At 31.1% G+C, this 17,179-nt stretch carries 17 protein-coding genes and 1 pseudogene; 15 read left to right on the top strand and 3 right to left on the bottom strand.

Going from position 1 to position 17,179, the window contains the following annotated elements; genetic code table 11:
* The 3 genes from FIA58_RS20550 to FIA58_RS20560 form a co-directional block, all read left to right on the top strand.
* A partial coding sequence (locus FIA58_RS20550; RefSeq protein ID WP_317167938.1) for an RHS repeat domain-containing protein occupies positions 1-1,651 on the top strand: 1,651 nt, incomplete at its 5' end.
* A 7-nt stretch (positions 1,652-1,658) separates the two neighbouring features.
* Positions 1,659-2,060, top strand: a complete 402-nt coding sequence (locus tag FIA58_RS20555; RefSeq protein WP_140964581.1) for a hypothetical protein — start codon at positions 1,659-1,661, stop codon at positions 2,058-2,060.
* A gap of 319 nt (positions 2,061-2,379) precedes the next feature.
* Positions 2,380-2,520 (top strand): hypothetical protein, encoded by a 141-nt coding sequence (locus FIA58_RS20560; protein ID WP_165928969.1) that lies wholly within the window; start codon positions 2,380-2,382, stop codon positions 2,518-2,520.
* Positions 2,521-3,006: 486 nt separating this feature from the next.
* On the opposite strand, the gene FIA58_RS20565 is transcribed toward FIA58_RS20560, so the two are convergent.
* The gene (locus FIA58_RS20565; RefSeq protein WP_140964582.1) at positions 3,007-3,351 is read right to left on the bottom strand and encodes a helix-turn-helix domain-containing protein; all 345 of its coding nucleotides are present in this window, start codon (positions 3,349-3,351) and stop codon (positions 3,007-3,009) included.
* 135 nt (positions 3,352-3,486) lie between these two features.
* Here FIA58_RS20565 and FIA58_RS20570 point away from each other — a divergent pair, with 135 nt between their 5' ends.
* The 3 genes from FIA58_RS20570 to FIA58_RS20580 all read left to right on the top strand — a co-directional run bounded on the left by FIA58_RS20570 (position 3,487) and on the right by FIA58_RS20580 (position 7,058).
* Positions 3,487-5,085, top strand: coding sequence for a hypothetical protein (locus tag FIA58_RS20570; protein ID WP_140964583.1), 1,599 nt, complete (start codon positions 3,487-3,489; stop codon positions 5,083-5,085).
* Positions 5,086-5,151: 66 nt separating this feature from the next.
* On the top strand, positions 5,152-6,090 hold the full coding sequence (locus FIA58_RS20575) for a tyrosine-type recombinase/integrase (protein WP_140964584.1): 939 nt from the start codon (positions 5,152-5,154) through the stop codon (positions 6,088-6,090).
* 32 nt (positions 6,091-6,122) lie between these two features.
* A complete protein-coding gene (locus FIA58_RS20580; RefSeq protein WP_140964585.1) occupies positions 6,123-7,058 on the top strand; it encodes a tyrosine-type recombinase/integrase in 936 nt (311 codons plus the stop codon).
* 77 nt (positions 7,059-7,135) lie between these two features.
* Here FIA58_RS20580 and FIA58_RS20585 read toward each other — a convergent pair whose 3' ends face one another.
* Positions 7,136-7,384 carry a hypothetical protein gene (locus tag FIA58_RS20585; RefSeq protein ID WP_140964586.1) on the bottom strand — a complete coding sequence of 83 codons (249 nt, stop codon included), beginning with the start codon at positions 7,382-7,384 and terminating at the stop codon, positions 7,136-7,138.
* A gap of 1,112 nt (positions 7,385-8,496) precedes the next feature.
* Between FIA58_RS20585 and FIA58_RS20590 the strand changes: the two genes are divergently transcribed.
* Positions 8,497-8,652, top strand: a complete 156-nt coding sequence (locus FIA58_RS20590) for a hypothetical protein (protein ID WP_165928970.1) — start codon at positions 8,497-8,499, stop codon at positions 8,650-8,652.
* 36 nt (positions 8,653-8,688) lie between these two features.
* Positions 8,689-9,006 (top strand): hypothetical protein, encoded by a 318-nt coding sequence (locus FIA58_RS20595; RefSeq protein WP_140964587.1) that lies wholly within the window; start codon positions 8,689-8,691, stop codon positions 9,004-9,006.
* Positions 9,007-9,228: 222 nt separating this feature from the next.
* Here the strand turns inward: FIA58_RS20595 and FIA58_RS20600 are convergent, their stop codons facing one another.
* Positions 9,229-10,023 (bottom strand): hypothetical protein, encoded by a 795-nt coding sequence (locus FIA58_RS20600; RefSeq protein WP_140964588.1) that lies wholly within the window; start codon positions 10,021-10,023, stop codon positions 9,229-9,231.
* 253 nt (positions 10,024-10,276) lie between these two features.
* Between FIA58_RS20600 and FIA58_RS20605 the strand changes: the two genes are divergently transcribed.
* From FIA58_RS20605 to FIA58_RS20635, 7 genes and pseudogenes are all read left to right on the top strand, one after another.
* Positions 10,277-11,200 (top strand): RHS repeat-associated core domain-containing protein, encoded by a 924-nt coding sequence (locus tag FIA58_RS20605; protein ID WP_140964589.1) that lies wholly within the window; start codon positions 10,277-10,279, stop codon positions 11,198-11,200.
* Between the two features lie 2 nt (positions 11,201-11,202).
* The gene (locus FIA58_RS20610) at positions 11,203-11,490 is read left to right on the top strand and encodes a hypothetical protein (protein WP_140964590.1); all 288 of its coding nucleotides are present in this window, start codon (positions 11,203-11,205) and stop codon (positions 11,488-11,490) included.
* 514 nt (positions 11,491-12,004) lie between these two features.
* On the top strand, positions 12,005-13,171 hold the full coding sequence (locus FIA58_RS20615; protein ID WP_140964591.1) for an RHS repeat domain-containing protein: 1,167 nt from the start codon (positions 12,005-12,007) through the stop codon (positions 13,169-13,171).
* A gap of 2 nt (positions 13,172-13,173) precedes the next feature.
* The gene (locus tag FIA58_RS20620) at positions 13,174-13,998 is read left to right on the top strand and encodes a hypothetical protein (RefSeq protein ID WP_140964592.1); all 825 of its coding nucleotides are present in this window, start codon (positions 13,174-13,176) and stop codon (positions 13,996-13,998) included.
* A gap of 427 nt (positions 13,999-14,425) precedes the next feature.
* On the top strand, positions 14,426-15,616 hold the full coding sequence (locus FIA58_RS21760) for an RHS repeat domain-containing protein (RefSeq protein WP_317167939.1): 1,191 nt from the start codon (positions 14,426-14,428) through the stop codon (positions 15,614-15,616).
* Between the two features lie 69 nt (positions 15,617-15,685).
* A complete protein-coding gene (locus FIA58_RS20630; RefSeq protein WP_140964594.1) occupies positions 15,686-16,147 on the top strand; it encodes a hypothetical protein in 462 nt (153 codons plus the stop codon).
* A 246-nt stretch (positions 16,148-16,393) separates the two neighbouring features.
* Positions 16,394-17,179: pseudogene (locus tag FIA58_RS20635) on the top strand (hypothetical protein); the annotation flags it as partial.

Here is a 17,179-nt window from a genome sequence, read left to right on the forward strand (position 1 = left end):
TTCATATTTAAAACCCGAACTTACTGAAAATGACAGTAACGCTTATGATGAAAACTTATCATACGACAAAAACGGTAACATTAAAACATTGAAAAGAAATGGAGGAATGAACAACTCAGGTTTTCCTAATCCTATTGATGATTTAGTATATAATTATGACAATGATAATCTAAATCTATTAGTAAAGGTTGATGATAGCACCACTTCACCACAAGGTTTTAATGATGGAATCAATACAGCCATTGAATACGAGTATGATGATAATGGAAACATGACTAGAGATCAAAACAAAGGAATTACTGGTATTGAATACAACCACCTCAATTTGCCAACAAAGATAGATTTTGGAACAAATGGAAATATTGAGTACATTTACACTGCTACTGGACAAAAAGTAGTTAAAAAAGTGACTGAGAATACAACCATAACAAATACGCATTATTTAGCTGGAGGTTTCCAGTATAAAAACAGCGATTTACAATTCTTTCCACATGCGGAAGGCTATGTGAAATACAACTCTGGTGCTTATAGTTATGTGTTTAATTACACCGATCATTTAGGTAATGTAAGAGTGAGCTATTCTGATATAGATAAAAATGGTGTTTTAGGAGATGAACATATTGTAGAGTGTGAAATTATCTCAGGAGGAAAAGGTATTCCTATTGAACGTTGTACAGACTATTATACTAGTCCTATTTTAGAAGAAAACCATTATTATCCTTTTGGATTAAAACAGGAAGGATATAATTCTAATAATTCACAACCTAATTACCAGTATAAATACCAAGGACAAGAGTTAGAAACAGAGTTAGGAAAGAATACATACGCTTATCAATGGAGAGATTATGACCCTGCAATAGGACGTTTTAATAAAATGGATAGGTTTAGTGAAAAATATGCAGATGTATCACCTTATGGTTATATAACAAATAACCCAATAGCTTTTAGGGAAATAAAAGGAGATAGTATTTACACTGTTTTTTTTGATAGAGAAGGAAATAGGAATGATTTGATTCCTAAAGCAGTTCAAAAAATGTTTAATGATGAATTTGGTATTGAAGTTGGATATAATTCAAAAACTAATATGTTGTATTTTGTAGGGTCTGTAGATTCTGAATTATCTCAGTCTGACGATGCTACAAGCGCTCTTGTAGAAGCATTAACAGATACTAATAGTGGAAACGAAAGTGATAAACATGGTAGAATCGAATTTGGTTATAATAGAAGAAATAGGGATGGCAGTGGTAATGTTGGTCTCGGTTCATTTTCAGCAGGATGGGTGCAAGTTAATCTAGCCTCCTTTAACTCTAATGGAGATGATAATAGTGTAACATATAGTTCATTATTAAATCATAGGTCATTCAATATGGCACGTATATTTGAGCATGAATATTTTGGTCATTACAAGCAAGGCAAAGGTGCTGGTGCTGATGGCGGAAGATTTACAATGGGATCTGCAGTAGAAATAACCAATGGATTTAGAAGACAAAGAGGTTTATCTGAAAGATTACATTATGGAGATGGATATGATAATAGGATTTATTTTGGAAATACTCTTGATTATAATAGCCCAGGCGCTCAAAGAAAAGCTGTAAGAAATATGATAAATAATCCAGGAACTAATAATTTATTTATTCAAAAAAAGCTATAAAAAATAAATGGATACCATAAATATAAAAAAAGGATTAGTAATGCTATTAATAGTATTTTTTAATTATTCTGGGGCACAGATTAATAAGAAAACTTTATATAGATCAGAAAAAATAATTGAGAGTCCAATATTTGGGGGTTATAATGTTAATGTTTTAACTCTAAACGAGAATAATACATATAAGTTGATTTTTCAAACTTATTCCTCAAAAAAAATGGCAAAGAAGAATATTTTGCTTAAAATAGAAATTGAAGAAGGTATATGGAATATAGTAGATGGCTTCTTAACAATTATTCCTAATGATAAAAAACAAAAATTAGTGTTTAGTTTAAAAAACAAAAATAAGATAAGATCAATAGTTGATAAAGATGAACTATCACCTGTAATATGGAAAAAAATTAATTATTAAAAAACATGTTTGAGTTGAACAAAGTATTATCACTTTGAGCTATAAATAAAAAGCAAAAACCACTTTATAATGAAGTGGTTTTTTTATGTTCAAAAAGATGACTTTTAGATAAAATAAGGTTTAAGTACGTATTTACACGTATAAAAAAGGGTTAAAAATCAGTATAAATACGTATTGACAAACAGGAAATCAAAGTTTATATTTAGGACTACGGTTTACCGTAAGGAAATGTAGAACTAATTAAAGTTATTTGTTGTTAAAAGTATAGCAATTAAAAAAGCTAAAGAAAGTATTTATTAATTAATCAAAAACCCTTATTATGGAAAACATTAAAGCAATTAAACCTGGTCCAAAACCAAAAAGAGAGGACGGAAAAGAAGACCAAAGAAGACGAGTTAACCCAGAAACAAAACCAAAGCATCCTGATTTAAAACCACACAAGCATAAGCCAAATGATTAGGAATTAACTCAAAAAATAAACCACTCAATTGAGTGGTTTTGTTGTAAATACAATATTGCTATTTTGTATAAATATTTATTACTTAAGCTTCTAAGTACTTAGATCTATCTTTTGAATAAGTTGAATTTTGATAGTAAAGATAGCCTTGTGTTATTACTGTGAAAAATAATAACGCACTCATTTTATAGAAAAACATACTCGAAAACGTACTATATTTTGCAAAGATTGTGAAACAACCATATACACTTACAAACACAAAGAATGCAGCACTTAATAGATGATAAATATATACTACAATATTAGTGTTTTTACTGTACAAAAGTTTAAAGATTTTATCGCTATGTTTTTTTAGAAATCGATGTAAAATAAGAAGTTTATCACGTCCATATTCAAGATGTTTAATTATGCTTATTAAACCTATCATCATCATAAAATAAAAAACTACTGTGTTAAAAAACTCTGTTACCATATAATAAATATTTAAAATTATAATTTATAGGCTAATCTAGTTTTAGCGTCTCTTAATAAAGCATCGAGATTATAAAGAATGGCTTGCTTGTCTTGTTCAGGTAAATCGTTTATGTCTTTTAAACGTTTAAGCATATCAGTATCTTTTAGTAGTTCGTTATCCTGTGTCTCTCCAACCAAATAGGCAACAGTAGTATTTAATAAGTCAGCTAGTTTTTTAGCGACATCAATTGAGGGTTTTACATCATCACGCTCATACTTACCAATAACAGAATGATTGGTACTTAAAATTTTGGCTACCTCATTTTGAGATAATCCTTTTTCTTTTCTACAATCTCTTAAACGCTTGCCAAATGTACTCATAACACTATAAATGATGCTTATTTAAACTATTTATGCAAATATACTGTTCATAAATGAAACAAAAAACCAAAATAAGACTTTGTAAAAAGATTTAGATTTAATACTTTTGATGCAAATATGAACAACTAGAAACTTATGAACAATCTAAACACCCAAAACCCAAACCAATTAGACTATCACAACAAACTAATCAAAATAACAGTATTAGGCGGTATTAGGTTAGATGGATTGGATAGAATGCGCGTAACACTCAAAATACAAGCAACAGAGATAGAGAGCCTAGCAGTACGTCATAATTTAGATCTCTACAACGACACCCAAGTTGAGAAACTAATCAGAAAAACAGCAACCAAACTAGAAATAGGAACAAGTGTAATCGAAGCGAGTATAAACGAACTTATAGAAGAACTGGAAAAATACAGACTACAAGAATTAGAAAATACCCACAAACAAATAGAAACCAAACAACTTACAGAGAAAGAAAAACAAGAAGCACTACAACTCTTACAATCGGAGAATCTTTTAACGGTAACAAACGACTTAATAGGCAAAAGTGGCATTATAGGAGAAGAAACAAACAGGCTAATTATGTACTTAATTTTTAGCAGTAGAAAAAGAGAACAGCCATTACACATTATCAGTTTAGGAAGCAGTGGAACAGGAAAAACACACTTACAGGAATCAATAGGAAACTTAATCCCGGACGAAGAAAAAGTAGAAATCACAACCTTATCAGAAAACGCATTTTATTACTTCGGGCAACAAGAACTAAAACACAAACTCATTTTAATAGAAGATTTAGACGGAGCAGAAAGCGCACTTTATCCCATAAGAGAACTACAATCTAAAAAGAGAATTAGTAAAACCGTAGCTTTTAAAAACACCAAAGGAGAAACCAAATCACAAAACATAACCGTTGAAGGTCCTGTATGTGTAGCTGGGTGTACCACTAAAGAAACCATTTACGAAGACAATGCAAACAGAAGCTTTTTAATTTACCTAGATGAAAGTATAGAGCAAGACCAAAGAATTATGAATTACCAGCGGAGAGCCTCCGCAGGCAAATTAAACATAGAAGAGGAAATAAAAGCGAGACAATGTCTCCAAAACTCACAATATTTATTAAAACCCATCAAAGTAATAAACCCTTTTGCAGAAGTGTTAGAACTACCAAACGAAGTATTAAAACCAAGAAGAACAAACGCACACTATTTACAGTTTATAGAACTCATAACCTATTATCACCAGTTCCAAAGAGAGTTAAAATATGATGAAACAACAGGAGAAGAGTACATAGAAACCACCATAGAAGACATTAAAAACGCAAATGAATTAATAAAAGAAGTCCTAATAAGAAAAGCCGACACACTCACAGGAAGAAGCAGAAACCAATTAGAAGCCTTTAAAACCATACTCAAAAATAAGACGGAATTATTTACCAATGCGCAACTAAGAACTACACTAAGAATCGCAAAAAGTACCGCACAATACCACTTAAACACATGGTTAGATGCAGGAATAATAACCAAAATACACGACAAAGAAACACAAACCTACAACTATAGATTAGTAAGCGAAAAAGAATACAAAGCCCTTGAAAACAAGATAGATACCATATTAAAAACAGTAATAGCAAACATCGAGAACCGAGCGATTGACCAAGACCGAACCAAAACCCAAATTAGGTCGGTTAAACCCAAATCCACAAAGGAAAAACTACAACCGAACGAGTGAACAACCAAAAGGATATGACGACCAAAAAAACTAATCACTAATCACTATTTACTAGTTACTAAATCCATGAAAAAACTACACCTACAATCAACCAGTTACAACTATTTAGAAAACGCTTTTAAAGAGTGGTTAGACATACTAGGCTTTGCAGAAAGAACCGTTTATACTTTACCCAATGCAGTACGAGAGTTTTTACATTACCTAGAGCAAAAAAGCATCAAACAAATCAATCAAATTACCCATCAGGTCATAAAAGAATACTACACGTATTTAATCAGCAGAGCAAGCGAGAGACAAGGCGGTGCATTAAGCAGTAATTACATAAACCATCACTTTTGGGCATTAGAAAAGTTCTTCGAGTTCCTGCACCACAAAGGCACACAAAACCTACCAGAAATCAACCTAAAACGATTAAAAAAAGAAACACTAGAAAGAGAAATACTAACCATAGAAGAAATCAAAGAACTCTATGAAATTGTAGAGAATCAACAAACCAATACCCGAAAACAAGAAGCACTAAATTATCAAGATAAAGTGTTATTAACCATCTACTACGGTTGTGGTCTTAGAAGAACAGAAGGTATAAACATAAGCGTTGACGACATTAATTTTGACACAAGAGTATTGCACGTAAAAAAAGGCAAGAACAGCAAACAAAGACTAATCCCATTTAACAAAACAACAGCCAAAACATTACAAGATTGGGTTTATGAATACAGAACCATACTAGTAAAAGACAAAGCAGAACACAAGCTATTTATCAACCGTTACGGCAAACCACTCACAGGAGGAACATTAGGCGTAAGACTAAGAAATATTATAGATCAAAGCGACAACATAAAACTAAAAGAAAAAACAATCACACTACACAGTCTAAGACATAGCATAGCCACACACTTATTAGCCAACGGAATGGACATACAAAAAGTACAACGCTTTTTAGGACACAGCAGTCTAGAAACTACACAGATATACACACACTTACTAGAAGAGCAAAAAGAATAAGGATTAATCACTATTTACTAATCATTCAAAAGATGGACTTTAAAACATACCTAAAACGACAAGAGCTAAGCAAAACTACAGCCAAAATGTACCAGTATCAAACTATGAATTTTATTAGCTTTTTAGATAAAGACAACACCCAAATAGAAAACTGTACAGAAAAAGAAATCATGCTATACTTAGCACATTTACAAAAACAAGGAATAAGTACAGAAACAAGAAAACTAAGGCTATCCGCATTAAAACACTTCTTCAACTTCCAAATAGAAACAAACAACAGAAAAGAGAATCCAGCCAACAGAATAAAACTACAAGGAGGGCAAAAACAAAAACTCTACCCTATACTATCACCACAAGAACTACAAAACATTTACGAAAATTACGAAGTACCAAAACAAGACGATAAACGAAGCCATCACAACTGGTTTACAAACTATAAACTAAGCAAAGAAAGAAACAAAGTAATAATCGGATTACTCTTTAATCAAGGTATAACCACAGCAGAAGTAAGCAGAATCATAACAGATGATCTAGACCTACGAAAAGGAACGATAGACATAAGAGGCGGAAGAATAGGCAAAGACCGAACACTAGAGCTAAAATCCAATCAAATAATGGATATTATGGAATACCAATACACCACAAGAAACGAACTACTAAAATACTACAAAGAGCCAAGCAAATACTTATTTTTAAGCACACCAGCATCAGGACAAACACAAGTGAAAGAAGCAGGCATACTCAATATCTTTAAACGCTTAACCGAAGAACTAAAAGAACAGAATCCAAAGTTTATCAACTTCCTACAAGTTCGCGCATCAGTCATAACCTACTGGCTAAAAAACTACAACCTAAGACAAGTACAATACTTTGCAGGACACAAACGAATCATATCCACAGAGATGTATTTAATCAACGACATAGACGATTTACAAAAAGAGATTGACAGCTTCCACCCAATAGGATAATTATAAAAATAGTTTAAATAAAAGAGAGTGAAAAAATATGTAAAAAACCAATAAATGACTAAGTCATATTGAAAAAATCAATATAAAAATATTTTTTCTTCATCTTTCAAACCCTCGTCAAGCCCATATGGAAGTGGAGGTGCGCTTAAAAAAAGGTTTTTTTTTAATAGGTCAGTTATAGAAATGCCAATCCCAAAGAATGATAAAATTCCTAAGACAGAAGAAATTAATCCTATTGCATTACCTATATCCATAAGACAAATATAATAAAAAAACAGAAGCGCTTCGGGTAGAATAGCTAAAATCAACCCTAAAAAAACACTCAATTTTAACACTTTTTAACATATTGACTAAAATCTATACAAAGTATTTATTATCAATAAATTAACTTGAAAAAGTAACCGTAATGCGGTATGTGGGAGGACGTAGTTACTATGCGACGTCCTGATGATAAATAGAAAATAGGAACGCTTCGCTAAAGTTTTTGCGCCCACCCAGTCCTGACTTCCCTAACTCCTGCGTTTTACACCCAACGCTATGCCCTTGTTCACCCCAAGTAAGGCACTTTATTGTAGCCATTTTATTCTCCCAAACCCATCGCACATAAAATAGGCCACAATAAAGAGCCTTACACCCAACGCTATAAACAAGCGCACCCCAAAAAACGCCCCCAAGCTATCTTTACATAATGTGCTCTTATGGTTCAAGCCCTTTGGGTACGCTTCGCCTCGAAACCATAAGCACACTATGTAAAATAGCCCCTCATCCAACGCGCCCACCCGATAATAGGAACAGTATTTTCATTTTCAATTCTTTGCATAAAAAACCTTCACAAAAAAGCCAGCTACAGTGGTTGCCGTCTTTCTTTGCTTGCTTTTTTACACAAAAATTGAAAAAAGGAAGTAGATTATGCACTCAATCGGCGTGAGCCTAATCATTTTAAAAGCCGATGATTGCCCTTTCTTCGCCCAAAGCTTTAAATCATCACCTTTTAAAACGAACCCCCTTCGGAACCTACTCAGTCAACCAAAAGCCACATCGCAAAAACAGTCTATACTTGCCACGGTTGACCAAGATAAAAAAACGATTGATGAAAGAGTGAAAAAAGTCAGTAACCACAAGGCTTAACAACGGAAATTAAGACCGAAAAACATACAAACATGTTGCAATATGCAAACAAGTTGTAAACTCTTGTTTTACAGTACATCTAACCCAAAAATTAAACCCAAACTAAAACTATTAAGTTTTCACGTTACATGGAATTAAAATCTATATCCTGAACTTTGACAAAAGCTAGATAAATAAGGGCTTAAGCAACTTGTCCTATTTTATTATAAAGCCACTATTTACCTTGCTTGACGAAAAAAAGTTACATAAAAATGAAAAAAAATGAACTTTTAAGAAAAAACGGAATATTTATATATAAACATTAATTATTATGAGCAAAAAAAAGTATATCAAAATCCCTTACTCACAAATGAAATGGTGGCAATTTACCATTATGATAGTTTTATTAATTATTGCTTTAAAAATAGAGAAAGAATCGGCTTTTAGTTTATTAAAATTGCTTTTAGCAAATGCTATTGCAAAGTAAATAGCTCTGCTATATCTTTGTAAAAAACAAAAGATTATGAATGTAAAAATAAATATTGGTAAAGTAATTTCTAATGTTAATATTATTGAAAACGATGAAGAAGCCTTAAAAGAAAAAAATATTGTGATTGATGGAATGGTGAAAAAAATCTTAGAGCATCCAGAACAAGGAGAAAAAGCACGACAAATTGGAGAGGAAAAGTTAAGGAAAATGGCTTTAAAAATCTTTGATGAAAAGATGAAAGAAAACAATGAAAAAGAAATAAATGAAGCTTTAGAAATGGCTAAGACTTTTAATCAAGCCATAATAGAAGGTTTAGTTAAAGGTGCTACGGAAATAGCAAAAAAGTTATAGTATTTTAAATAAGCTTTTAGCTATAGACGTCTCGGGGATGTCCCGAGGATAAGCCCACCATAAGCCCACTAGAGCCCACTTTTTCCTATGGATAAAAAAAGGATAAGTTAACTACATCAGTAAGTTAAAATATCCTTGAAATAATGATTTTAAAACCATATAAGCACAAAAAAAGCTCTTTGAGAACAAAGAGCCTTATAGTTATTAAAAGTGTTTTAAACCTTAGAAAACTTCTACAATACGCATAGCGTTACCTTGTGCTAATAGATAATCCACATTATCTACTTTTTGATAGAACTCAATACCCAAACAAGCGATAACACTTACACCAGCTTCAGGCACTAATCCACCAGGAGCAGTAGCCGTTAAAGTGATAGTTGTACCCGTGTTATTAATCGGTTGAATGGTACTATACTGGGTTATCCCTATACTATTTTGGTCTGCAACATCTGGCTCATAGCTTAGTGTGCTACTATCAAAACTATAATCAGACAACCAACCAACAGCAGCTGCAATACGAAAACCAGTAGCACCACTAGGAGCATTAATAAAATTAATCGGTATAAAACTTGGAATCGTAAAAACCACTTCCACACGGTCAGCATCCGTAGTAACCGTGTACGGTGCGTTGAATACCGAAGTAAAACTAATCTTGTTGTTAAGTTCTAATCCTTTTGCTTGCGCTTTGTTAGCAGTCAGAGCAATAGGGCGTTGCCCTCTTGTTCCTGAAGCCTTAGCATTAATCGACTTGAATAAGCGTGTTAAACTAGCAGTTAGCGTACTTCCTCCCATCGTCTGAATCACACTACTTAAAGCTGTTCTAAAAGCTTTACCCACTTTTGCCGAACCTCCAAACTCGGCATTGTTCTCTCTTGTTCTGACAAAGTTTGCACCCGTTGCAATCCTTTCTTTTGTAGGTCCTCCAGCTGTTCTAGCCAAATATTCACCATTAGAAGTATAAAAACTCATTCCTCCAATGTTACCTACCAACTTGATAATCCCTTTTTGCTTACTCATAATAATAGAATTTAAAGATTAATAATACTAGGTAGTTTTGATTGCATACAGCTTGTTGTTTATTAAGGATTAACAAGTTGTGTGCCAAAAAAGTAAGAAAATAAGTTAAAAAAAAGATAAAAAAATAATGACAAAATAGAGACATACAAAACAAAAAAACAGTATTTTTGGGCTACGTTCTTACAAGGAGTAAACCTGTTTTTGTAGAAAAAGAGGAGTTGAGAAAACGAAAAAGCGGTCTTTTTTTTGTGCTATGACATACCAGTATAAATACCAAGGACAAGAACGTCAAACTGAACTTGATTTAAATTGGGATAGCTATAAATATAGAAATTATGATTATGCTATTGGTAGATTTATGTGTATTGATCCTTTGGCTGAAGATTATACTTACAATTCTCCATATGCTTTTTCTGAAAACAAAATTGGTATGGGAACTGAGCTTGAGGGTAAAGAACTAAATCTTCATCCTTGGCTTCAAGCAGATGCAACTATTAATCCAAATGGTTTTGGAGCTCATATGATTGGTTTTTCAAATGGTGTTGGAAATTTTGTTAGTGGAATCGGCACTGCAATAAGTAATCCTAAACAAACTGCAACGAGTTTAATGAATATTACTATAGCAGGCGCAGTTCAAGGAAATTCTTTTGCCATGATGGGTGTTGATAATGCATTGGGAACTAATTCTTACATGACTAGTCAAGCAGTATCACAAAATTTAGAGAAAACAGCAACTGATCTAGTTAGCGGTGATGGTCTTGAAAGAGGAGCTGCTATTGGTGAAATTGCTGGTATGGTTCTTGGTGCTAAAGGATTAAATGCTACAATGAGCACAATATCAAGCACTATCAAAGCTTCAGGGACTACTAGCTTATTTAGAGCTGTATCTGGAGCTGAATTAACGGATGCTTTGTCTAATGGATTAAGAACTACAGCGGGAGGATATGAAACAAGTAAACTATTTACAACTAGTGCTGAGAACGCTTCAAAATTTGGACAGTTAAATTATACATGGGATAAAGTTCCAAATACTATAATAAAAGTAGGGGTTCCAAATAAAGTTATGAAATATGCAACTCCTTTTACAGCTGATGGTATGCCAGCAATTGCTATACCAGCAGAACAACTTCAAAACATAAGAAAAATTAGTCCATTAAATTTTAGCCCGATAAATTAAAAATGATAAAAATTAAAGCAAAAATAAGATTAAAAAGTGATGTTAGGAAGACTGGTTTTACAACTGGTTATAGACCTTTATTTAATTTTATTAATGAGTCTAAAACATCTGGTAAAATAGTTTTGATAGAGCAAGATGTCTTTAAGCCAGGTGAATTTAATGATGTGTTTATTTATTTTTCTAATAAAGATTATTTAGGTAGTAACTTTAAAGTAGGTAAGAAATTTACTTTTGATGAAGGCATTGAGATAGTAGGAGAAGGTGAAATAATGGAAATTTATACTGATTAACAAATAATTTTTCATATTTACAAAATAATTGGAAAACCACTCGATTGAGTGGTTTTGTTGTTTTAAGAAATGTACCATATATAGCGCAAATGTATAACATGTTATACATTTTTTATTTTGTTTGAATAGTGAAATTTATAATCTTTCTAAATAAAAAAGAAGCTAATATCATTTAACTCTATTATTTTTTATGGGTAATGTTTCAAAGTTAGTGATGAGTTCAATTTGAATGTCTAATAAATTGATAATCAATAAAAATTAAAAATAATTGTAAAAAAGATGAGCTATATAGTTCATCTTTTTTTATGTTTAAAGTTCTTAAAACGAAGAAAATGATAAAAAAGGCGACCTCGTGTATCAGAGTTAGTGATAGCTTTTTTTACTGATAAAAATAGTTGCAAGAACAAATGTAATTTCCTACATTTATGATGCTACAGGAAGAAAAATAAATAAGATAGTAAAAACAAGTTGTTCTACTTGCGAGGGAGGATTTGGAACAGACACAACCAATTATATGTCAGGAGGTTTTCAATATAAAAATAATAAATTACAGTTTTTTCCTCATGCAGAAGGTTATGTAAATGTGACCGATTCTCAAGGAGTAAATAACTATAATTACGTTTTTAATTACACAGACCATCTAGGAAACATTCGAGTAAGTTATGGTTTTGATCCAGATACACAAAGTTTAAAAATACTAGAAGAAAATCATTACTATGCTTTTGGTTTAAAACATACTAATTATAATAGTGATATTAATTTATACACTAAGAAATCAAGTGGGGATATTGCCTTAAGGAGACCTCTACCAAGTACACCCGTTGACCCTAGCTACAAGTATAAATACCAAGGACAAGAACGCCAAACGGAACTGGGCTTAAATTGGGATAGCTTTAAATATAGAAATTATGATCCTGCAATAGGACGTTTTATGTCAATAGACCCTTTGACTGAGGACTATCCTTTATGGGCTCCTTACGTGTTTAGTGGAAATCGTGTTGTTGATGCTAGAGAGCTTGAAGGTTTAGAACCACATGTGTTATTTGATGATTTAAGTTCATCTGTAGCTAATTTTGGAGAACAATATGCAGGTTATTCTATTTTAAAGGAAAGAGAAATTGGAGCAAATTTTTATAAAGTTGAAGTTAGTCAAGGGGTTTATAGATATGCATATACAACTCCAGTTATTGGAATGAAAGATGGTCTTAAAATTGAGAACTCAAATGATATTCCTGATTATGCAATACCAGGTTTTGTTGCTATGGCACATACACACGGTAATGCTTATCAAAGTATTTTTATGTTCGATAGAGAAACCAATATGCCAATTAAACAGTTTGGCAAAATTAATCAGGTTGTTTTTAATTTTGATAAATTATATGAGATAATAGATGGAGATAATAACCCTAGTGGGAATGATGGTGTTAAAACTGAAGAGTATGCAAAATCTTATGAAAATTTTATGTATTCATATACATTTACTCCTAGTGGTTTAGTTATTAAATCAAAAGTTGTTAATGGAAGATCAGTTGATGAAACCCATATTGATTTATCCAGAACTAGTGTTAGCGATACTAATTCGCCATTAAGAGTTAATAATAACTCACCTAACCCTAAGAAAAAACCTGATGTACTTCCAGTAGATCATGAGAAAAAAGTTACAGAACAAAAAAAACAATAATTATGAGAATTAGAAATTTAATATTTATTTTATTTATCACCTTTAATATTTCTTTTGCGCATACGACTAAAACTTTTAAAAGGAAATACGGCAACGTATTAGTTAACGTTACCGTTAATGAGGTGAGTGAAAAAATCAATACAGGTTTAATAATTGCTCAATATTTTGACATTTATGTAACAATAAAAAATAAGCCCAAATACATTATAGATTTATATTTTTTTGAAGACTTTTATCAGCAAAAAACAATTAACAGTATAACTAAATCAAAAAAAAATGACACTTTAACTTTGGTTTTTGTAAATAATTTTTTTTCAGTAGAAGAATGCATTAAAGTATTAGAATTTTGTATTGATAACCCTTCTAAAGTCAATGATTCAAATAAGAAATATCTAGACATAATTAAAGGTCAAAACTCTAAATATTTAGACGAAGTATTATCTCATAAAATTTTAAGGCCAAATTCAATAAATGAACTAAAGTTAGAAGGTGATTACAACTATTTTTACAAAAAAGATTCATATGTATTTTATAATATAAAGAATAATGAAAAACTTTTTGATTTAAAAAATGAGTTTTCTAATTTTTTCGATTTAGAAAATGATAATATTGTTATTCTAACAGACACCAACTTATTGCTTTTTAATTTTACTAATGAAGAACAACAAAATTTAGAAATTGACAAAAATCATTTAAGATTTAGTTACAATTTAATAAAATTAAATAGTCGTCTTTTTTATTTTCAAAATAGATCTATTGTTTTTGAAAATTCTGATATGCTTTTAAACCTTGATAAAAAAACTATACTATACGATTTGATTAAATAAGGTAATATGAAAAAGGTTACCAGATAGGGAAACGTTTCAGAGTGGTAATGTCACAGAGTTAGTAATAGCTGTTTTCACAGAAGCTAACCAATTAAAAATGGTAATGTTACAGAGTTAGTGATAGCTATTTTCACAGAAGCTAACCAATTGAAAATTAAATTGGGTAATGTTTCAGAGTTAGTGATAGACATTTTTACAGAAGCTAACCTGTTGGAAATTAAAAAATAATATTAAAAATGTATAAGAAAGGAACGCCATATTGCGTTCCTTTCTGTATTATATAATGTTTTAAAACGAAGAAAATGATAAAAAAGTTGACCTTATGTTTCAGAATTAGTGATAGCTTTTTTTTGTAATAAAAATTATTTTTTAAAAGCATACAATTGAATATCTTTACACTGATACAGGACAAAAAGTAGTTAAAAAAGTGACAGAAAACAGTACCATAACAAATACGCATTATTTAGCTGGAGGATTTCAGTATAAAAACAGCGATTTACAATTCTTTCCTCATGCGGAAGGATATGTAAAACACAACTCTGGTGCTTATAGTTATGTTTTTAATTACACCGATCATTTAGGCAATGTAAGAGTCAGTTATTCTGATATAGATAAAAATGGTGTTTTAGGAGATGAACATATTGTAGAGTGTGAAATTATCTCAGGAGGAAAAGGTATTCCTATTGTACGTTGTACAGACTATTATACCAGTCCTATTTTAGAAGAAAACCATTATTATCCTTTTGGATTAAAGCATAGTGGGTATAATGCTAATAACTCACAACCTAATTACAATTATAAATACAACGGTAAAGAACTGCAAACGGAGCTGGGATTAAACATGTACGACTACGGTGCAAGGAATTACGACCCAGCTTTAGGAAGATGGATGAATATTGACCCATTAGCAGAGCAAATGAGAAGACACTCTCCTTACAATTATGCTTTTAATAATCCAATGAGTTTTATTGACCCTGATGGAATGGCTCCTGAATGGATTCCTGGTTCAGACGGTAAAGCAATAACAACTGAAGTGAAAGATGGAAAAATATTAGTCAGTGAAAATGCTACTAATGATACAAAAAAAATTATTGATCATATAAATAGTGAAACAAGTGAAAAATCAATTGAGCAATTCCATAAAATTGTAAATAGTGAAGGTAAAGTAAACTTGGTATATGATACTGAGAATACCGGAGTTGGTAATGAAACATTATTTGGTTTGCATCAACCTCATGATTCTGGTGGTCGAGCTTTAAATTGGGATAGTAAAGAACAAAAGTTTGATGGCATGCCTGATGTTTTAACTGATTCAAATGGTAATTTAGTTTACAAGGAAGCAACAATAACTGTTTTTGAAAAGACTTTTATAGAAGATGGAAAAAATTTACCATTTAGCGTAGCTGCTAAAACGATTGTTTATGATAGAAATGTTTCTGTTTCAAACGCAATTTCCGGTACAGTATCACATGAAATTGATCATAATCAAAACCAACAAACAATAAAAGCTGTGGTAGATAGATCAAATAATATTCAAAACAATTATAACGTTGAAGCTCCAGCTTATTTGATTCAAGCAGAAGTACATAAACAAATCAGAACTTTTAGACAAAGATAAAAAATGAAAAAGTGTGTAATATTTAGTTTTTTTTTATTGTTTTTACAAATATCATGTAAACCTCAAAAAATGAATGATTTAAATGTCTTAGATATTGTAGAAAATCATTTAAACAATGATATTCCAGAAATAAAAGAATATAATTTAAAAGGTTTTCATAGGATTGAAGGTAAAGTTTTATATGGATATTCGATTTTTGATTTAACAGATACAATTAATAATAGTTTAAATTATGAAAGAGATATTGATATTATTGAAAATCACATTTATCATGTAATGCCCGTTTTTTCTTCTATTGCTTATAGTAATATTTTTATTGTTAAAAAGAATAAAGTATATTATTTTAATTTTATTAATTGTGAAAAATTTGGTAGTAGTTTAGACGATGTAATCATGTTTGTGAATAATCAACTTGTTCCAAAGTATAGAACAGAAACTATTTTAAATAATTTAAACAATTATTCAAATTTTAAAATGAAAATTAATGAAGATTATCCGATAACCCAGCTCCGCAAAGACTCCTGTCTTTGAGGTAAAATAAAAAAGCAAAAAGCACTCTTGTAAAAAAGGGTGCTTTTATTGTTTTAGGTAATGTTGCAGAGTGGTAATGTTACAGAGTTAGTGATAGCTATTTTCACAGAAGCTAACCAATTGAAAATTAAATTGAAATTAAAAAAATAGATAGAAAAGGAACGTAAAATGGCGTTCCTTTTTGTGTTATATAATGTCTTAAAACGAAGAAAATGATAAAAAAGTCGACCTCGTGTATCAGAGTTAGTGATAACTAAAAACACCTATGAAGAACTAGGACAATTAATTAGTAAAAACGTAGGAGGAACAGATGCTACAGGAGCAACTGGTTTACAAACGGTAGATTACAGTTACAACATAAGAGGTTGGTTAAAAGCCATTAATGATGTAGAAAACATAGGTACCGATTTGTTTGCTTTTAAGATCAATTATAACGAATTTCAAGCCATAGGGTCAAACGATATTGCACCTAATCCATTATACAACGGAAATATATCATCAACCTATTGGAAATCTGCAAGCGATAATTTAGCGATTAGAAAATACAATTACAGTTATGATGATTTAAACAGGTTAACAGATGCTTCATATTTAAAACCCGAACTTACTGAAAATGACAGTAACGCTTATGATGAAAACTTATCATACGACAAAAACGGTAACATTAAAACATTGAAAAGAAATGGAGGAATGAACAACTCAGGTTTTCCTAATCCTATTGATGATTTGATTTATACTTACGATACTGATAACAAAAATCAATTAGTCAAAGTCTTTGATGATGAACCTAGTCCACAAGGCTTTAAAGACGATGGTGATGGTACTACCGATTTTAATGGTAATGATTATTTGTATGATGCTAATGGAAACATGACCAAAGATGACAATAAAGGGATTACTACTATACAATACAATCATTTGAATTTGCCAACAAAGATAGATTTTGGAACAAATGGAAATATTGAGTACATTTACACTGCTACTGGACAAAAAGTAGTTAAAAAAGTGACTGAGAATACAACCATAACAAAT

The organism is Flavobacterium jejuense (genome assembly GCF_006491595.2).
GTDB classification, from domain to species: domain Bacteria; phylum Bacteroidota; class Bacteroidia; order Flavobacteriales; family Flavobacteriaceae; genus Flavobacterium; species Flavobacterium jejuense.